We start from the raw sequence: 17,550 nt of genomic DNA on the forward strand, positions 1-17,550 counted from the left end.
CCTGACTTCTGACTCCTGACTCCTGACTTCTGACTCCTGACTCCTGACTCCTGACTCCTGACTCCTGACTCCTGACTTCTGACTCCTGCTCGCTGTAAGCGCGGTCTGTCCTGACTTCTGACTCCTGAATCCTGACTCCCAACCTAAAAACTCACCTCTAAAAAAGTTTGAGTATTCATTTTTATCTGACACAAAGGTTGAATAGTTTGAAAATTGCAAGTGTAAGTTGCTAAGAGTTCTTTTTGATAGTTAAAAACTCTCATGTTGTATTTATTACTACGTACTACACCACCTAAGTAATTAACAAAGTTGTAACGTTCTAGATAGTCAAGTAACGTCCAAATTTGTTCATTTACAATTAAATCTACTCGCCCAGGTCTGATTTTAGTAGCAGGATATGCAATCCAATTATCCAATAATTTGTTCTGTGAATTTTCTTTCGCCCACCACAAACTAGGAATAGTGAGTTGCTCTTGGGAAATTGTGTTGGCTGTTCTAACTAAACCTTGGGGATTATTCAACAATTCTAGTTCTAGAGGTTCATTGGAAGGTAATGGGACGGAGACAGAAACATTTTCTGCTACAGAGATTTCACTTCTGAAACAGAAGATTGTACCAAGTGTAATCCCTAAAATTAGTATTGCCGGTCGCATATTTTATCCGGTTTTCTATTAAATATTGCTTTAACAGATTCAACTAATAGTTTTTCTTGACAATCTATAAATAATCAGATTTTTTTCAAAATTGATAATTACAACGATATTATATTTTGTTTGGATGACTTAGTTTGGATGATTTTAGTTTCCAATTTTGTAATGAAGTAAGTTAACTAAAGTATTAGTTTAGCAAACCAAAATTCATTTTAGGAAATCCATCAATATTTTTTTATAATTAAGTTAAATTTTTTAAGAATATTTACTCATATATCGAAATATTAATTTTTTATATTGTATTTTTAATTTGATTCAAGTAAATAAATAAAGAAAGATAGTAATACTACATTCGCACAAAATGATGTTTATGTAAGATACATTTTGGTCAAGCATTATTCCTGTATAGTTATTTTTAAATATGTGTCAAATATCAAATATTTCCTGAGATATTTCTCCTGAAGCAACTTGGGTTACTGCACCGCTCATGAGAATATTAAAATCCTCATGTACTTGAATTGAAATTAAACCACCCGGCATTTTTACGGTAATTTTTGCATCACATAAACCGAGCTTATAAGCTACTGCTGCAGCTGCGCTACTACTACTACCTGAAGCTAATGTATAACCTGCACCTCTTTCCCAAATTTCAATTTGAATATTATTGCGATCGAGTATTTTCATGAACTGAACATTGGTACGCTGGGGAAATAAAGGATGATTTTCAATTTGTGAGCCATATTTTTTTGTTATTTGTGAATCGACTTCTGGCAAAATAATTACACTATGGGGATTACCAATGGTTGCAGCAGAAAAGTTAAACTCCTTTTCACCAACATTAATTCTTTGATCGATAACTTCTCGAGCTTCTCCAGCGACAGGAATATCATTACTCCAAAAACTAACTTTTCCCATTTCTACCCGAACCATCTGTCCAGAATTTTCAACTACAGATTTAACGGTTCCTCCAATTGTTTCAATTAAGAATGGTTGATTTGTAACTAATCCCATATCCCATAAATAGCGGGAAAATATTCGCAGTCCATTACCACTTTTTTCTGCTTCACTACCATCAGGATTAAAAATGCGTAGGGAAAATCTATTCGTTTCAGGTTGTATTGTTCCGAGTAAAATTCCATCAGAACCAATCCCAAAATGACGGTCGCATATTTTTTGAATTTTTTCGGGTGTCAATTCAAGTTTTAAACCCTGGGAGTTTAACTCTTGAGAGTTTAAATCTTGAGAGTTTAAATCTTGAGAGTCTAAATCTTGAGAATTTAAATCCTGAGAATTAATAACTAAATAGTCATTACCCAGTGCATGATATTTATAAAATTTCATTTTAGGAAAAAATAAATACTTAAACCAAAACCAATTCCAACAATCGCATAACCGATCCAAATAGGATTTAATTTACGAGCAATGTAAGCACTTCCATATCCACCAATTAAAGCGCTAATACCCATGATTATTGCTCTGTCCCAAACGATCACATCTGACAATGCCAAATTTATAATTGCTACAGCATTAATACAAGTAGCTAACCAACATTTGTAGGCATTCATGATATGTATATTCTGAATACCAGTCATATTTAAAACCGCAAGCATCAATATACCTGCACCTCCACCAAAAAAACCACCGTAACTTGCAACAATTAACTGCAAAAGCACAACTATTAATATTTGCAGACGCGAATCAGTGTTAAATGAAAAAGGCTCGAAGAGCGATCGCTTCACGCCAATTTTTAAACTCAGTTTTCTTAAAGCAAATATTCCAGTTGCACCTAACATCAAGAATGGGATTAAGCGAGCAAAAATTTGTGGTGGTGTATGTAGCAGTAAATAAGAACCAAAAATCCCTCCTACTACACTCGCAATGGTTAACAAAAATAGTTCTGGTTTGCGAGTGGAAAGTTCTTGACGGTAAGCAATAGTACTCGCAAAAGTACCAAACCATAAAGCAGTTTTATTTGTTGCATTAGCATAAATGGGTGGTACTCCTGCAATTAAAAGTGCGGGAAAAGCAATTAACCCACCACCTCCAGCTACGCTATTAATAATTCCTGCACCCAAAGCAGCAACAAATAATAAAAATGGTGAAAAATCATGCATTTATGAGTAATGGGTAATTGGTAATTGGTAATTGGTAATTGGTAATTGGTAATGGTAAGCAAGATGAAGAATTTAGTTTTTGACAGCAACAATGCGAATTCTTTGATAGTCAGCAATCCAGGTACCTTCTTGATATAAAGTCGGACGTAACATTTCCTCTACTTTGCTAATTACTTGAGTTTTTTCTTCTGTGGTAATTCCCGTGAAGAAACGATCGCAGAACATCTCGACCCAGTTTCTTAAACCTGCTTCTCCATCAGCTAAAGGTGTTGGACGGGGAACTAAAACAGCATAAGTGACATCAAGACCATGTTTTTCTAACTTATTTGCATACTCCCCAATACTGGGAAAATACCAAGGATTATTTTGAGTAATTCCAATATCCTTGAGTGCTTGGGATAGAGCAGTAGTTATTGCTTGAACGTCTCCTTTTCCACCAAACTCTGTGACAAAACGTCCACCTACTTTGAGGGATTTCGCAATGCAATTGATAACTGCATCAGCTTCTGGAATCCAATGTAGAGTTGAATTAGAAAAAACAGCATCAAAGGTAGTATCGAACTGGAAATTTCTGGCATCAACAACATTAAACTGTAAGTTGGGATAGTTCTGTTTCGCCTTTTCAACCATGTTTTCAGAACTATCAATTCCCATTACTGTAGCTCCACTTTGGGAAATTTTTTCTGTTAACTGTCCGGTTCCGCTACCTATATCGAGGATACTTTCTCCCGATCTGGGAGCGAGTAACTCTAACAAATCTCCAGCATTTTGCCATACAAAACTATGCTTACCCTCATAAAGAGTAGCTTTCCAATTATTATTAATCATACAAAAATTCCTTATTTCTCTTGTTTAGACCGCTAACAGTTGATAGTTGAAGGTCAAGAAAATTTCTTAGGTTTAATGATGTTGCTACGCTTACACCAAGGTACATGTAATCTCTGTAACAACCTTACTTTTACAATAAATAAGCTTTTAAATAATGTCCAATATATTTTTCACTACCTATTAATATCTAAAATATATTTATTGTGAAAAGAGAACGAGGAACAGGAAATAGAAATTAAAAAATTTACCAATTACCAATTCCTCAAAATATGGAATTAAGACACCTGCGATATTTTGTGACATTAGCAGAAGAATTACATTTTGGACGCGCTGCTCAAAGATTACATATTGCTCAACCACCTTTGAGTCAACAAATTCGCCAATTAGAAAATGAGTTAGGTTTTGAACTTTTTTATCGCACCAAACGCCAAGTACAATTAACTGAAGCTGGAGAGATTTTTCTCGGTGAGGTTCAGCAAATTTTTCGCCAATTAGAACAAGCGATCCAGACGGGAAGACAGACAAGTAGAGGAGAAAAGGGAAAGTTAGTAGTTGGTTTCGTCAGTTCTGCTGCATATAACATTTTGCCCGATATGTTACGAGAATTTCGCAGTCATTTTCCCGATGTAAGTCTAGAGTTACACGAACTAACTACAGACGAACAATTACGACAACTTGATACAAATCAAATTGATGTGGGTTTTGTGCGTCCCCCAGTCAATGAAGATAAATTTGACTGGAAACAAGTTTTTCAAGAATCATTGATGGTAGCAATTCCACAAACACATCAACTAGCAAATGAACCGGTGGTAAGTTTGAAGTCTCTGATTGATGAACCTTTTATTTTATTTCCCCGGTTTCTCGCACCTGGACTATACGATTCGGTTATTAGTCTTTGTCAGCAAGGAGGTTTCTGTCCCAATGTGGTTCAAGAAGCGATCCAAATGCAAACTATTGTGAGTTTGGTTGCTGCAGAGATTGGTGTAGCTATTGTCACAGAGTCTTTGCAAAATTTACAACGCACTGGTGTGGTTTATAAACCTTTGGTAGAAGTAACTCCACAGGTTAGTATTGCCATGATTTGGCGAAAAAATAATACTTCTCCCAGTTTGGGGAATTTTTTGGCGATGTGTTGTGGTGATGCAGGTAGCGATCATGAGTGAGAGGAATATAAATAAGCAATATGAAGTACATTAAAGTGTTTATTATTTTACATGAAAATCTAGGTAGTAGTTAATTGTTATTCCCAAGCAAGAAGCAAAAAGCAAACTTCAAACACTACCTGTAAAAAGAGACGACTTGAAAATTATTGTTTCAGCGAATGGTACTGTTCAATCTCAGATGTCAGTCAATATCAGTCCTGAAACTGCAGGTATTTTAAAAAGCTTAAAAGTAAAAGAAGGCGATTGCAGAAATTTCCTTATTAGTTGGTGGGATTGGAATAGCGAACATTATGTTAGTTTCTGTGGTTGAGCGCACCTGGGAAATTGGAATTCGTAAAGCAGTCGGGGCGACATCTTCAGCTATACTCACTCAATTTTTAACAGAATCTATACTTATTACTTATTACTTATTACTTATTACTTATTACTTATTACTTATTACTTATTACTTATTACTTATTACTTATTACTTATTACTCACTACCCAAAAATGGGATTTAACCGCTTAAGAGCGCGACCTACCACATCACTGTATCGCAATTCGCCACAAAGAATTTTACCCATGACTTGAGGAGCCGAAGGACGTTTAACACCTACCTTATAACCAATACCGGGGAAATGATAGAAAACATTAGCTAATTTTTGCGCCCAAGCCATATCAGTACCCCATTGTTCGTTGATGATATTGGAGTACTCTTCCAAAGCATTAGTATCTCCAGTAATAGCTTTATGAATTGCTTCTGCTGCTTTTAAACCACTAAAAATTGAAGGTCTGATTCCTTCTGCAGTAAACGGATCGACCACACAAGCAGCTTCCCCTGCTAAAACAGCACGTTCGGTATGCAGCTTTTGAGTACCGTTCCACAAAGAAATTCCATAACCATACTGTTTATAAGTTTGGACATCCAAACCAAATTTATCGCCGTATTCCTGCAAAATCTTTTTGAAGTTTTGGGATTTTCCACCAAGAAAGCTACCGATACCAATGGAATAACCATCTGCTTTCGGAAAATTCCACAGGTAACCATTTTTAACCATCCCAAACTCAAAGTGAGCAATATTAGCATTTTCTACATCTGCTGCAGCTTCAGTTTCCAAAGCGCCAACTAGACAACGTTTGCGTTCCTTAAAACCTAACCATTTTGCCGTTGGTCCTGAAGTACCATCAGCAGCAATTAAATAACGACCGTTGAAGGAACCATTAACTGTATTAACTTGCCAATGGTCACCTTTAAATTCAATACCAGTAGCTTTAGTATTATCTCTTAGTTCAGCCCCTTGTTTTTCAGCTTGTTTAACTAAAAAATGATCGAATATATCCCGTCGCACCATCCATACTGGTTCAGGAGTTTTTAGTTCTGCTTCCACCGGATCGCCCATATTCCAAGTACAGCGAATGGTATTAGCCTTACTGGAAATTGCCGGACTGAAATCAAAATCAAACCATTGAGCAATCATTGGGGATACACCACCACCACAGGGCTTGTATCTGGGTAATGATTCTTTTTCTACAACTAATACTGAATTTCCCCGTTTTGCTAAATGATATGCAGCTGTTCCACCTGCTGGTCCTGCGCCGACAATAATGCAGTCATACATACGCTTGTAGTTTTACTCCTGAGTCAGTTAAGTATGGGTAGAATGCTCCGGAAGGTTTTTATTACTGTTGTGAATTATCAACAAGTATGAAAAAAATTAGCGAATATCCATGGATATTACATAGTTAACGCTAAACATACAAGTCATTTATATTACATTGTTTCTACAAGTGCTAGAACCGCACTATCATTTCAACTAAAAATTAACTAACCACCGTTCCGCGAGTTACCCCCAACTGACTTTGCAATCTTAATTCTCGCCACAATTGGGAACCTGTAATTTCCCCTTGGAGTAATTGCTGATAAAGATGTATTGTTTGGATTATCTGCTCTGGAGTTTCATTCACAAACTCAATTCGGAAGTTTTGCAAACCAAGTTTGATTAAATGCTGTACGTACTCTGCACCAGTTTGAGCAGTACCGTTAAATACAGTATTTCGACAACCAGCATCAGCTTGGAGAATGTGTTCCGTACCCACGCGATCGCGAAGTTTAACTTGATGTTTTTCACAAGGACGACCGCAGTCCCGAAAATCAATCCCGTCAGAAAGAAAGGCACAAAAAACACAATGTTCCATATGAAACATCGGCATATGTTGGTGAATTGTTACTTCAAACCATTGGGGAGGAGCACTTTTGAGTAAATCTTCAAGTTGATTGATATTCAGGTCGTAGGAAGCGGTGAGACGTTCTAAACCAAAACGATTTTTAAAGTAATCTGCTGTTAGAGCATTAGCCACATTTAAGGAAAAATCACCAATGCAATTTTCCTCAGCAAAATACCGTAAATGGTCGTAGTTACGAATCAAATAACCATCCGCATTACTGGAACGAACTTGTTGTAAAATCCAGTTTTCTGCTGGTTTGGTAATTCTCGGAGGTGCAACCCAGATTTGAGGGGATGGGTTAGGAGATAAATAAGAAGATTTGCGAACTATTTCGACAGCTTGTTTATATTTACGGGGGTCTTCAAATTCACAGTAGATGGTTTCGATTCCTGTTTTGAGTGTTACTTCAAGTTGTTTGAGGTTACGAACTAAAACAATTAACTTGGGAGAAGGAAGTACAGGAGAATCCTTAGCAGGAAGTAAATCTGATAATGAAGCGTTTTCGTTGATTTTCCAGAGCTTAGGTTGAGTCCGTAATTCTTCCAGTCGAGTGACAATTTCCCGACGCATTTTATTTAATTCGCTCACCGGTAACATTAATTCGCCTTCGAGGTGATTTTTCAACTCTCCCAAACAAAATGGAGTATTACCCAAACGTCCAAACTGTTCTTGTAAACGTTCTGTGGAAAGGGGCTTATTGCGAGCTTCAACCAGCGTTATTGATGATTTAACTTGCACCACATGACCGATTTCATCCCGTGCAATTGCGACTAAATTTTCATTTAATTCCCCATATAGTTCCACAAAAATCGGACGCTGAAATTGGGGTTTTTCGCTAGCAAAACTCTGACGCACTTGCTTATCCAATTCTGGATCGCTGGTCTTCCAAATGCGATCGCCAATATGAATTTTTCTCAGATTTAAATCCCGTTTCCCAAAACGCAATATAGCATCCTTCCCCTTACGCAATACCCCATAAACTCGACCCCCTTCTTCCTTCCTTTCCGGATGACCGCAGTCGAAAACTACACCATCACCGGCTTTCACTGGTGCTTCCAAGCGGATCGTTATTTCTTCCTTACCAACTTGTTTTACTTCCCCTAGATATACCCCACGCTTTTTCCCAAACCTTGCGTGAACTAATTCTTGATTATTAATTCCTTCAAACCATCCCGTATATAAACCCCGAGAAAATGCCATTTCTAGGTTATAGCGTTCTTGATTTCCCTTTTTAATAAGGGTTTTTTGTCGCTTCTTAGGGACATCGGGAATATCTTTGATGATATTGTCTAATGCTTGTCGATAAACTCGGGTGACATTAGCAACATATTCCGGAGCTTTTAACCGTCCTTCAATTTTCAAACAACTCACCCCAGATTTTACTAACTCCGGGATAACTTCCAAACCCGCCAAATCTTGAGGACTAAGTAAATATTTGCGATCGCCCAAGTTTACTATTTCCCCATCTGATATTAGATCGTAAGGCATGCGACAAGCTTGAGCGCATTCACCACGGTTTGCAGAACGTCCTCCCAAAGCTTCACTAGTCAAACACTGACCTGAATATGCAACGCATAAAGCACCATGAACGAATACTTCTAAAGGTAAAGACTTGTGATGGGAATTCTCTACACTTATCTGCTGCTGTATCTTATTAATTTCTTTAATAGAACATTCCCGCGCTAAAACCACCAAATTACAACCAAGTTCCTTTGCAAATTCCACCCCAACCGCACTAGTAATCGTCATTTGAGTTGAAGAATGAATGGGAAAGTCAGGTGAAATATGACGAATCAGACGACAAATTCCCACATCTTGAACGATGACCGCATCTACCCCAGCAGAAATAATTGAACGAATATATTGCTGTGCATCTTTCAGTTCTTGGGGAAAAACTAAAGTGTTGAGAGTGACATAACCTTTTACTCCCCGCAGGTGGAGAAATTCCATCAACTCCGGTAAATCCACCTCAGTAAAATTTTCTGCTCGCATGCGCGCATTAAACTTATCCAAACCAAAGTAAATTGCATCCGCTCCGTTTTCTACTGCAGCTTTCGCACATTCCCAGTTACCTGCTGGAGCGAGAAGTTCGGGAACTTGAAAGGTATGAACTTTGGAAGTGGGGGAGTTAGGTTTGGCTGTCATGACACTAAAGCGGAATAGCTACACCTTAGTGATTTTATCGTTGGTGGCGAAAGATGGTGGGTGAAGACGAAAAATAATTATAAGTCATAGAGATTTTTAAACCAATCGAAAAACGCTTTTCTGAAGACAGTATCACTTAGATGCAATAAACAATTACTACCCTAACTCCATACTTGCATGTGTTATATATGACCAAGCTGTTTCGCAAACAATACTTATGCGAGAACCGAAACAATTTGTTCAAAATATTTTTGAGGAAACAGGTCAGTCAGAAAGAGATGCTGAAAATTTAGCCAATGCATTGACTCGTTTAACGGGTGATTTATATACGGAGACAGAAAGATTTATTTTTGAAAAAATTGGTTATCATATTTTTTTATGGATTGCCCAATTAGCTCAAAATCAGACGTATAAAAATCAAATCACAAGTCTCATTCCATCCAAATATACTGCTTCATACGGTGAAAGTAGTGAAACTGAAGATGCATTTAATATCGGATTTGATTTGGCTATAGAAAATGTTGCATTTCTTCCGTGTGAGGATAATGATTTTAAACTGTTAAAAACTCATGAAGCGATAATTGACGAAATAGAGATTACTAGAGTTTTAGGTACTGAAATTATAAGGCATTTCTTCGATGCACAACTTTATTTTATAAGTAACTCTCTAGAAAATAAAAGAAACCTCAAATATCTCAAAATAAAAACATTTGATGTAACAGAGCTCTGTAACTTTTTTGAAGAATCCCAAGAATATAAAGATATTATCAAAGATAATCCTCTACTTAATTTTCAAGTAATTGAGCATTTACGAGTAAAAAATATATCAACTACAGATTTAGTCTCTATACCTTTTATATTAGATGAAGAAGAAAACATCATCAGTCCGGAAAACTTGTACTTTCAGATAGATGATGCGGAAAAAGCATTATTAAATTTTGCCAATTTTCATTTTATTCATCCCTGGATAATTGATGATGCTATGGATGAAAATGAAATATTAATAACTTGGTTAAAAAAACATCTAAAAATCAAAGTTTTTTCTGGAATAAAAATTATCAAGGAAAGAATTAATCATGGTAAATACCTTCCCGATGAGCAAGAATCTGGCGAACAAAATTTAGATATTTGCTTGAATTATGTGAGATTTATTTTTAAGTATTACACTAAACTAAGTGCTGAGTATTGTAAAAAATTAAAAAATTTAGAATTAATTTATCAAAAACAGGAAAGTTACTATTTAGCTCCTGCTAAATTTTGTTATCTATCTAATTTTTATAAGCCTCATAATCGAGTAGAAGATATAGCCAGCTCAATAGGAGAAGAAAATTTTCAATTAGTGACTTCTAAGTACTGTAATAATGAGAATGATATTAGTAAATGGAAAGAATTTTTCATTTCCATAGGTGTATCTGATTCTAATGGTTTAGAGATTATCCATAGTAAAATCATTCCTATGATTGAACACAATGAAATCGATGATAGCAATACCATTAATATCACAAGATTTATTTTTAAGGTTTGGAAAAATTTTACTTTAAATAGTGAAGATAGCGAAGTACTCAAAAACTTACCTTTAATGACTAATGATGGTTTGCAGATAGCTAGTAAATGTAATTTATCTAATTTTTATACTAATAACAGAATAGAAAATATAACATTGGCAGATGTTTATTTACCCAACCTTGTTAGCGAAGAATATTATTGTTGGGAAGATAGTATAACTGACTGGAGGAGATTCTTTACTAGTGTTTTAGCAGTAGAAAATTCACAAGAAGTTGAACTGATTCAAAAGAAAATACAGCAATTAGCAGATCAACCTAATTTAGTAACTACTCAAAATGCTGTGGAAATATGCCGACAAATTTTTAAGTTTTATGAGTATTTAACTAAAGACGACCTGAATAAATTATGTAAATTAAAACTTTTATTAGTAAATGGTCAATTAGCACAAGCAAATAAATGTTATTTTTCTAATCACTATCATCCGAAACTAAATCTGGAATCTTTTTATAAAAATACGGATTTTGAATATTTTGTAAGCTCAATTTACTCTAGTAATGATACAGATAAAGAAAAATGGAAAGTATTTTTTAAGGATATTGGCGTAGAAGAGGAACTAAGATTTATAAATATTAGTGAATATTATTTATCTACCGATAATGAGAGAATAAAAGAATATTTTATATATATTGATATTGATATATTTCAAGACAGTTACCAATTTCAAAATATCATACATTTCCCTCACAGAAAATATCTTAGTAATAGTGATTTTGCCAAAATATTTTGGGAATATATTAACTTTCACTGGAATAATCTGAATTTAGAGCAAAAGTCAATAGTATTGATTGACAATATATCTAAACAAGTTGATTCTATATTTAAATTTTCAATACATAATTATGACTCTATCCCATGTAATGATGGGAAAAGCCATTCCTCTTCTGAAGGTATATATTCTAGTCGTCTGAAAAAAATTGTAGGTGATAATTTTCTTGTTGCTAATTGCAATCTGAAAGAAGAGATAGAAAACTTTATTGGTTTAAAGCAACAGCTTGACCTACAGGATTGTTTGGAATTATTAGATAACTTAGCCGAACTTTATCATGATAATACGAGTAAAGAAGAAAATAGATTGAATCTAATTTACGAGCAACTTTTCAAATATATTAGAGAAGGTTTAAATGATGATGATAGAGAAATAATTTCTGACTGGTTGAAGACGGGAAGATTACTTGCTTGTGATGATAAATTTTACAGTGCTTCTCAACTATATTATTTAGATATAGCGATGGGATTAACCCCAAAACGTAATTCGAATTTAATAAAATTCTCTGATTCCAATCTAAATAGCTTAGAATTCGAGGAAATACTTGAAGCTTTGGGGATTAAAAAAATTGGTTCGGATGATATGCAATTTGAGCTATGCAAGGATGTAGTTGATGAAACTCTCCCCAACTTAATTAAAGACAGAGCTATTTTTATAAGTATCTTTCTTAATGGGTCATATAATCCGAGATTAGAAGATAAAATCAAGTCACTATTAAGAAACATTAAATTTTACAACCCCAGCAAGATTGTTATTACTTGTAAGGACATAGATTATAAAGAATCAATTCCTAATTATTACGATGAAAAATCTAAATCTATTTATTATGTGCGTAAATGGGATAGTATCAAAAATATTTATTTAGGTGATTATCTGATTGATGTCCTTGCTTTAGATAAAGGAAAAATTTCTAATCAAGTATTATTAAGATTACTAGATGATGACATTGAAGATGTCAAAGATTATTTATTAGAAAGTGGCTGCGATATAGAAGCTATTCCAGAAGATTATGGCAAGCAATCATGCAATAATACTGAAGATTATCTAGGTAGATCGAGTGCAGAAACTGAGGCAACTCAAAGTGATATACCTAGTATTGTATCTTCCCCTGATGGTACAGGTTCTAACATAGACTATTGGGGAAAATGGGGGGAAGACCAAGCTCAAAAAATTTATGAAAGTTTGGGTTACAATGCGCAGAAGCAAAATGATTTTTTAGCTCTAGGATATGATTTTATTTGCACATCATATAAACGTAAAAAATTGTACTCTGAGATTAAAACCATAAGCTCTAATCAACCTATGATTCGGCTCAAGCAAAGTCAATGGAGGTCGATGTGTTCAGAGGATAAAAAAGCTCATTACGAACTTGTCATAGTAGTTCATGAAGGACATTCCGTAATAGAAATAATTCGAGTAAGCTCTGTTTGGGCTACTTTAAAGAATTTGTTATCTCAACTTACAGAACAATATCTAACCGAGGAAGAATATAAAAAACAAGTTGAAGTATTACTTGGATTTCAGCAAAATTCAGATGGTAACGCAAATGAAATTATTTTCCATTGGCAAAGGCTATTAAAATTTAGAAATCATTCCCATATAAATATATATCCCCAAGGCGTAGTTAATTCTGAAAGTTAAAACCAACAACTATAATTTGTGATTAGGTAGCCATCGCGCGATCGCCCAACCAGCAAAATTGAACAAAATCACCTAAAAATAATAAAAATCTTTAAGCTATTCCTTGACCTCCACCTCCTGAGAAAGCCTAATAATAAGGAAAATCTACCAATTTCGGTTAATCAAACCTTCACCAATTTTGTATGGAATTGGCAAAATATAAGTACAACTTGTAATACAAAAGATAAAACATCGACTTTCAGATTTCAGCCAGTCTAAGTTCAATGAAGCAGTGCAGCGAATAGTTTATGTCTGTTAGAGTTTGATTTGATTTAATTTAACTTATTTCATTTAAACAAGAATCTAGTAAAAGCCTTAGGAATGTGGATTAAATAAAGTAGGGTGCTGTTAGCATCGCGTAACGCACCGTTCCAAATTTCAGAATTACAGGTTATTAAATTCTCATTCCTTAGTAAGCGTTAGAAATATCTAGTAGTACGTGAGATTTGTAGCAAAGCTTCGTGGACTGGCTATAAAAAACTTTTCAGTTCCAGGAGAAGGAGAAGCGATCGCATGAAAACTACAAACTCTATTGGAACCTATTTAATTGAAAAACTTTATCAAAATGGAGCACATCATGTTTTTGGTGTACCTGGTGATTTTGTCCTAGGATTTAACAAACTTTTAGAAGATAGTCAGATCGAATTTGTTAATACCTGTGACGAACAAGGAGCTGGTTTTGCAGCAGACGCGTATGCTCGCTTGACAGGATTAGGTGCTGTTTGCATTACCTATAGTGTTGGTGGATTAAAAATTGCAAACACCACAGCGCAAGCATTTGCAGAGAAATCTCCAGTTGTGGTTATTAGTGGTTCTCCCGGTACAAATGAACGGGTAAAAAACCCCTTACTACACCATAAAATCCGTAATTTTAATACGCAGTACAATATTTTCAAAGAACTGACAGTTGCTGCGACAGTACTGGATAATCCAAAAACGGCTTTTGAAGAAATTGATCGCGTGCTTGCTGCAGCTAGGAGGTATAAACGCCCAGTTTATATCGAAATTCCCCGCGACATGGTTAATCAACCAGGAAATTTAGATTATTCCTTGGATCTTCAACCACAGGTCAGCAATCCTGATGCTTTAGCAGAAGTTTTGAGAGAAGCTGCAAACAAAATCAATGCAGCCAAACAACCCGTGATTCTTGCTGGTGTGGAAATGCATCGATTTGGGTTGCAGGAAGAATTACTCAAACTAGTTGAAAAAACAAATATCCCGATCGCAGAAACTTTATTAGGAAAATCAACAATTAGCGAGATACACCCCAACTATATTGGTATCTATGAAGGTGCAATGGGGAATAAGTTCACCCGTGAATATGTGGAATCCAGCGATTGTTTAATTATGCTGGGTACCTTTTTATCCGATATTAACTTGGGTATTTTTACCGCTCATCTCGAACCTAAATATTCAATCTACGTAACCAGTGAAAAAACATCTGTCGGTTTTCATAACTATGATGAAGTTTATCTCAAAGACTTTATTCTAGGTTTGCTTCAAGCCGATATCCATCCTCGAGAACTGAATATTCAAATCGACTTTAAACCTCCTAGAGATTTCTCAGTAATTAGTGGTAAATCAATAACAATTGCCAGATTATTTGAGCGCTTAAACTCCTTCCTAAGCAAAGATACTATCGTAATAGCCGATGTTGGAGATGCATTGTTTGCAGGTTCGGAGTTATTTGTCTACGATAAAACTCGATTTCTCTCACCTGCTTATTACGCTTCTTTAGGATTTGCTGTTCCTGCTAGCATCGGCGCTCAGTTTGCGAATTCTAGCATTCGTCCGTTAGTGCTAGTCGGTGATGGAGCATTTCAAATGACGGGAATGGAATTATCAACTATTGTTCGCTATGGATTAAATCCGATTGTAATTTTGCTGAATAATGGTGGTTACGGTACAGAACGCCCAATGTTGGACGGTGCATTTAATGATGTTTTGCTGTGGAAATACAGTCAAATACCACAAGTCTTGGGTGCAGGTCTAGGATTTGATATTCATACTGAGGATGAATTAGAAACAGCTCTACTGCAAAGTCAAACACACTCTGAAAGCTTCTGCATTTTAGATATCCATTTAGATCCAGAAGATACCTCACCCGCTCTCAAGCGTTTAACCCGCGCACTGGGGGAACGTGTACATAATTAATCTCCCATCACAACATAATATATTTTCTGTAGGGGTGCACCGACGTGCGCCCTATCTATTTCGTATATAATTTCACATTTGTATATAATTTCACACCACATCATTTATTCGAATTATTTTCTCGAATTTCTTCCCCGCTTCTGATTGTGAATAAACCGCATAACTCGCCAATACAGCAAATAAACTAACAACACTAAATCTAATACCAATTCAAATAAAGCAAATTCTCTGCCATAGTATCGAGGATCCCAATAACTAATTGGACTATTAAAACGAATGCTCCACTCAAATGGAAAGAATAATAATGGCCCATCATCAGCATGAGTAAAAATATCTATAGTGGTATGAAATAGACAAGCCAGTAAAAACCAAAAAAACCACCGTTCCCAGCTACCAATTTTTTTTCTTTTGGGAAATGCGATCGCCAAACCGGACAGGAGCAAAATGGGCGAGTGCAGTAAATTACACAATCCCAACCATAAAGGATGATGAAAATACAGTTCGTCAAACATCAAACGAAAAGTATCCCCCATACTCCAACCTAATATTAAGTGGTAATAAATAATGCCACCAATTGACAAAATCCATAAGGCAATATCCGGAGCAACCGAACCCAGTAAAAAAGCAGATTTGACAATCCGTATTTGCTTGAAAGCCTTATCTAATCCGGCTGTCATCAGAAAATGAGAAGGAGTATTCATGCTTTTTACTGGCAACTAAAAATACTTGCTATTCACTTAGAATACGCGAAAATAATATTGATGTTGAACATGGAAATTATTCCTTAGCCATTGTAGAGACGCGTTAGCAAAGCGTTCCCGCAGGGAAACATGTCGCGTCTTCACCAGTTTCTTGATATATCGCGTGTTTTCACCAGTTTCTCAACGACAAACAAAGCGAACAAAACCTAGACTAACCCAAAGAAATACCGCTCAACTCCTGAAACAAACTAGTTGCATAAGAATCAGTCATTCCGGAAATATAATCCGTAATTTTTAGAATTTTGCCATAGGTATCTTCATCACTACTAGGTCGATATTCTTCCGGAAGCAGGTAAGAGAATAACTTTCCTTTCTCACTATTCGTGAGAACTGCATTCACAAACTTTGCAAATAATTTACCTAAAATTTCATACCCAGCAATCCGAATCCTTAAAACATCTCGATGTTGAAAAACTCTATCAGCGATCGCTTTACGAATTTCTTCCAGATTTTGTGCATAACTTCCCAAAGATAATAAATCTTGATCGAATTCTCCAGAAAGGATTTTTGGTTCGTAATCTAGGAAAACTTCTGCAGCTTCACTAACAAGTTGATTAATTGCTCCAGCACGTAAATGCTTAATAATTTCTGCTTCCTCTTTGTTCGTTAAATTAAGACCTGCAATATCTTCAAGCAAACTTCGGGCTTCATCAAAGGAAAAATAACCCATGCGAAAAGCATCTTCCACATCAACTATGGAATAACAAATATCATCAGCAGCTTCCACCAAAAATGCTAGAGGATGTCGCGACCACCAAGCAACACTATCATTACGGCGAATTAATCCAACCGTTTCAGCCACTTGAGCAAATAAATCTTTTTCTGCTTGAAAGAAACTATATTTTTTAATACTGCTACCTGAATAACCATGAAGTATATGCTCGGGAATAAAAGATTCTCTGGGATATTTGGTAAAAGTCGCTAAAGTTGGACAGGTAAGCTGCATTCCACCTGGACGTGGTGACATTTCTAATTTTGCGATCGCTCGAAAACCTTGAGCATTTCCTTCAAATAATTCAAAATCAGCTTTTTGTGAATTGTTGAGCAATCCGTCAACAGGATTTTCGTAACCCCCAAACCATGACTCAAATCCAATTCGGATTGCATCTTCACCAGCATGACCGAAGGGTGGGTTACCAATATCATGGGCTAAACAAGCAGCAGAAATAATATCGCCAAAATCTGCAGCACTAAAACCCTCTTGATCGAGTTGATGTCTATTAACGATTTCGCAACCAACCATTCTTCCTAAAGAACGACCAACACAGGAAACTTCCAAACTATGGATCAGACGAGTGCGGACGTAATCATTGGTAGACAAAGAAAAGACCTGAGTCTTATCTTTAAGACGACGGAAAGGAGATGAAAAAACTAAACGATCGTAATCTTTCTGAAAACAGGTTCTATCCCAACGGATATCTTCTGGTTCTGATTTTCCCAATCTTTGTGGAGTGAGAAGTTTTTTCCAATCCATAATTGATATTTTGTGTAGATATTACTCAGAAAAATTTATTTAT

11 protein-coding genes and 1 pseudogene are annotated in these 17,550 nt (G+C 35.7%); 4 read left to right on the forward strand and 8 right to left on the reverse strand.

What is annotated here, in order from left to right:
- Positions 1-143: 143 nt before the first annotated feature.
- The 4 genes from QNJ50_RS13460 to QNJ50_RS13475 form a co-directional block, all read right to left on the reverse strand.
- On the reverse strand, positions 144-653 hold the full coding sequence (locus QNJ50_RS13460) for a hypothetical protein (RefSeq protein ID WP_300635954.1): 510 nt from the start codon (positions 651-653) through the stop codon (positions 144-146).
- Between the two features lie 423 nt (positions 654-1,076).
- Positions 1,077-1,991, reverse strand: coding sequence for a diaminopimelate epimerase (dapF, locus tag QNJ50_RS13465; protein ID WP_300635956.1), 915 nt, complete (start codon positions 1,989-1,991; stop codon positions 1,077-1,079).
- On the reverse strand, positions 1,988-2,764 hold the full coding sequence (locus tag QNJ50_RS13470; protein WP_300635958.1) for a sulfite exporter TauE/SafE family protein: 777 nt from the start codon (positions 2,762-2,764) through the stop codon (positions 1,988-1,990). Before QNJ50_RS13470 ends, dapF begins: the two co-directional genes overlap by 4 nt.
- A gap of 72 nt (positions 2,765-2,836) precedes the next feature.
- Complete coding sequence (locus QNJ50_RS13475; protein WP_300635960.1) at positions 2,837-3,592, reverse strand: trans-aconitate 2-methyltransferase; 756 nt, start codon at positions 3,590-3,592, stop codon at positions 2,837-2,839.
- Positions 3,593-3,861: 269 nt separating this feature from the next.
- On the opposite strand from QNJ50_RS13475, the gene QNJ50_RS13480 reads away from it, so the two are divergent.
- Both QNJ50_RS13480 and QNJ50_RS28575 read left to right on the forward strand, forming a co-directional pair.
- Entirely contained in the window at positions 3,862-4,755 is an 894-nt protein-coding gene (locus QNJ50_RS13480; protein WP_300635977.1) for a LysR family transcriptional regulator, read from the forward strand.
- A gap of 239 nt (positions 4,756-4,994) precedes the next feature.
- Positions 4,995-5,156 (forward strand): annotated as a pseudogene (locus tag QNJ50_RS28575) (FtsX-like permease family protein); the annotation flags it as partial.
- A gap of 79 nt (positions 5,157-5,235) precedes the next feature.
- Here QNJ50_RS28575 and QNJ50_RS13490 read toward each other — a convergent pair.
- Together QNJ50_RS13490 and QNJ50_RS13495 are read right to left on the reverse strand one after the other, a co-directional pair.
- The gene (locus QNJ50_RS13490) at positions 5,236-6,354 is read right to left on the reverse strand and encodes a geranylgeranyl reductase family protein (RefSeq protein WP_300635979.1); all 1,119 of its coding nucleotides are present in this window, start codon (positions 6,352-6,354) and stop codon (positions 5,236-5,238) included.
- A gap of 202 nt (positions 6,355-6,556) precedes the next feature.
- Positions 6,557-9,106: a U32 family peptidase gene (locus QNJ50_RS13495; protein WP_300635981.1), complete on the reverse strand. Its 2,550-nt coding sequence runs from the start codon at positions 9,104-9,106 to the stop codon at positions 6,557-6,559.
- A gap of 217 nt (positions 9,107-9,323) precedes the next feature.
- Between QNJ50_RS13495 and QNJ50_RS13500 the strand changes: the two genes are divergently transcribed.
- Positions 9,324-13,079 (forward strand): DUF3883 domain-containing protein, encoded by a 3,756-nt coding sequence (locus QNJ50_RS13500; protein ID WP_300635983.1) that lies wholly within the window; start codon positions 9,324-9,326, stop codon positions 13,077-13,079.
- Between the two features lie 552 nt (positions 13,080-13,631).
- Positions 13,632-15,272, forward strand: a complete 1,641-nt coding sequence (locus QNJ50_RS13505) for a thiamine pyrophosphate-binding protein (protein WP_300635985.1) — start codon at positions 13,632-13,634, stop codon at positions 15,270-15,272.
- A gap of 113 nt (positions 15,273-15,385) precedes the next feature.
- Here QNJ50_RS13505 and QNJ50_RS13510 read toward each other — a convergent pair whose 3' ends face one another.
- Together QNJ50_RS13510 and dgt are read right to left on the reverse strand one after the other, a co-directional pair.
- The gene (locus tag QNJ50_RS13510; RefSeq protein WP_300635987.1) at positions 15,386-15,973 is read right to left on the reverse strand and encodes a metal-dependent hydrolase; all 588 of its coding nucleotides are present in this window, start codon (positions 15,971-15,973) and stop codon (positions 15,386-15,388) included.
- 211 nt (positions 15,974-16,184) lie between these two features.
- Positions 16,185-17,507, reverse strand: a complete 1,323-nt coding sequence (gene dgt / locus QNJ50_RS13515) for a dGTP triphosphohydrolase (RefSeq protein ID WP_300635989.1) — start codon at positions 17,505-17,507, stop codon at positions 16,185-16,187.
- Positions 17,508-17,550: the final 43 nt, after the last annotated feature.

Source organism: Mastigocoleus sp. MO_188.B34 (assembly GCF_030065675.1).
Classification (GTDB): Bacteria; Cyanobacteriota; Cyanobacteriia; order Cyanobacteriales; family Nostocaceae; genus Mastigocoleus.

Bases quoted from the DNA above. Each gene is read 5' to 3' on its own strand.
- QNJ50_RS13460 (WP_300635954.1), bottom strand. From the start codon at position 653: ATGCGACCGGCAATACTAATTTTAGGGATTACACTTGGTACAATCTTC.
- dapF (WP_300635956.1), bottom strand. From the start codon at position 1,991: ATGAAATTTTATAAATATCATGCACTGGGTAATGACTATTTAGTTATT.
- QNJ50_RS13470 (WP_300635958.1), bottom strand. From the start codon at position 2,764: ATGCATGATTTTTCACCATTTTTATTATTTGTTGCTGCTTTGGGTGCA.
- QNJ50_RS13475 (WP_300635960.1), bottom strand. From the start codon at position 3,592: ATGATTAATAATAATTGGAAAGCTACTCTTTATGAGGGTAAGCATAGT.
- QNJ50_RS13480 (WP_300635977.1), top strand. From the start codon at position 3,862: ATGGAATTAAGACACCTGCGATATTTTGTGACATTAGCAGAAGAATTA.
- QNJ50_RS13490 (WP_300635979.1), bottom strand. From the start codon at position 6,354: ATGTATGACTGCATTATTGTCGGCGCAGGACCAGCAGGTGGAACAGCT.
- QNJ50_RS13495 (WP_300635981.1), bottom strand. From the start codon at position 9,106: ATGACAGCCAAACCTAACTCCCCCACTTCCAAAGTTCATACCTTTCAA.
- QNJ50_RS13500 (WP_300635983.1), top strand. From the start codon at position 9,324: ATGCGAGAACCGAAACAATTTGTTCAAAATATTTTTGAGGAAACAGGT.
- QNJ50_RS13505 (WP_300635985.1), top strand. From the start codon at position 13,632: ATGAAAACTACAAACTCTATTGGAACCTATTTAATTGAAAAACTTTAT.
- QNJ50_RS13510 (WP_300635987.1), bottom strand. From the start codon at position 15,973: ATGAATACTCCTTCTCATTTTCTGATGACAGCCGGATTAGATAAGGCT.
- dgt (WP_300635989.1), bottom strand. From the start codon at position 17,507: ATGGATTGGAAAAAACTTCTCACTCCACAAAGATTGGGAAAATCAGAA.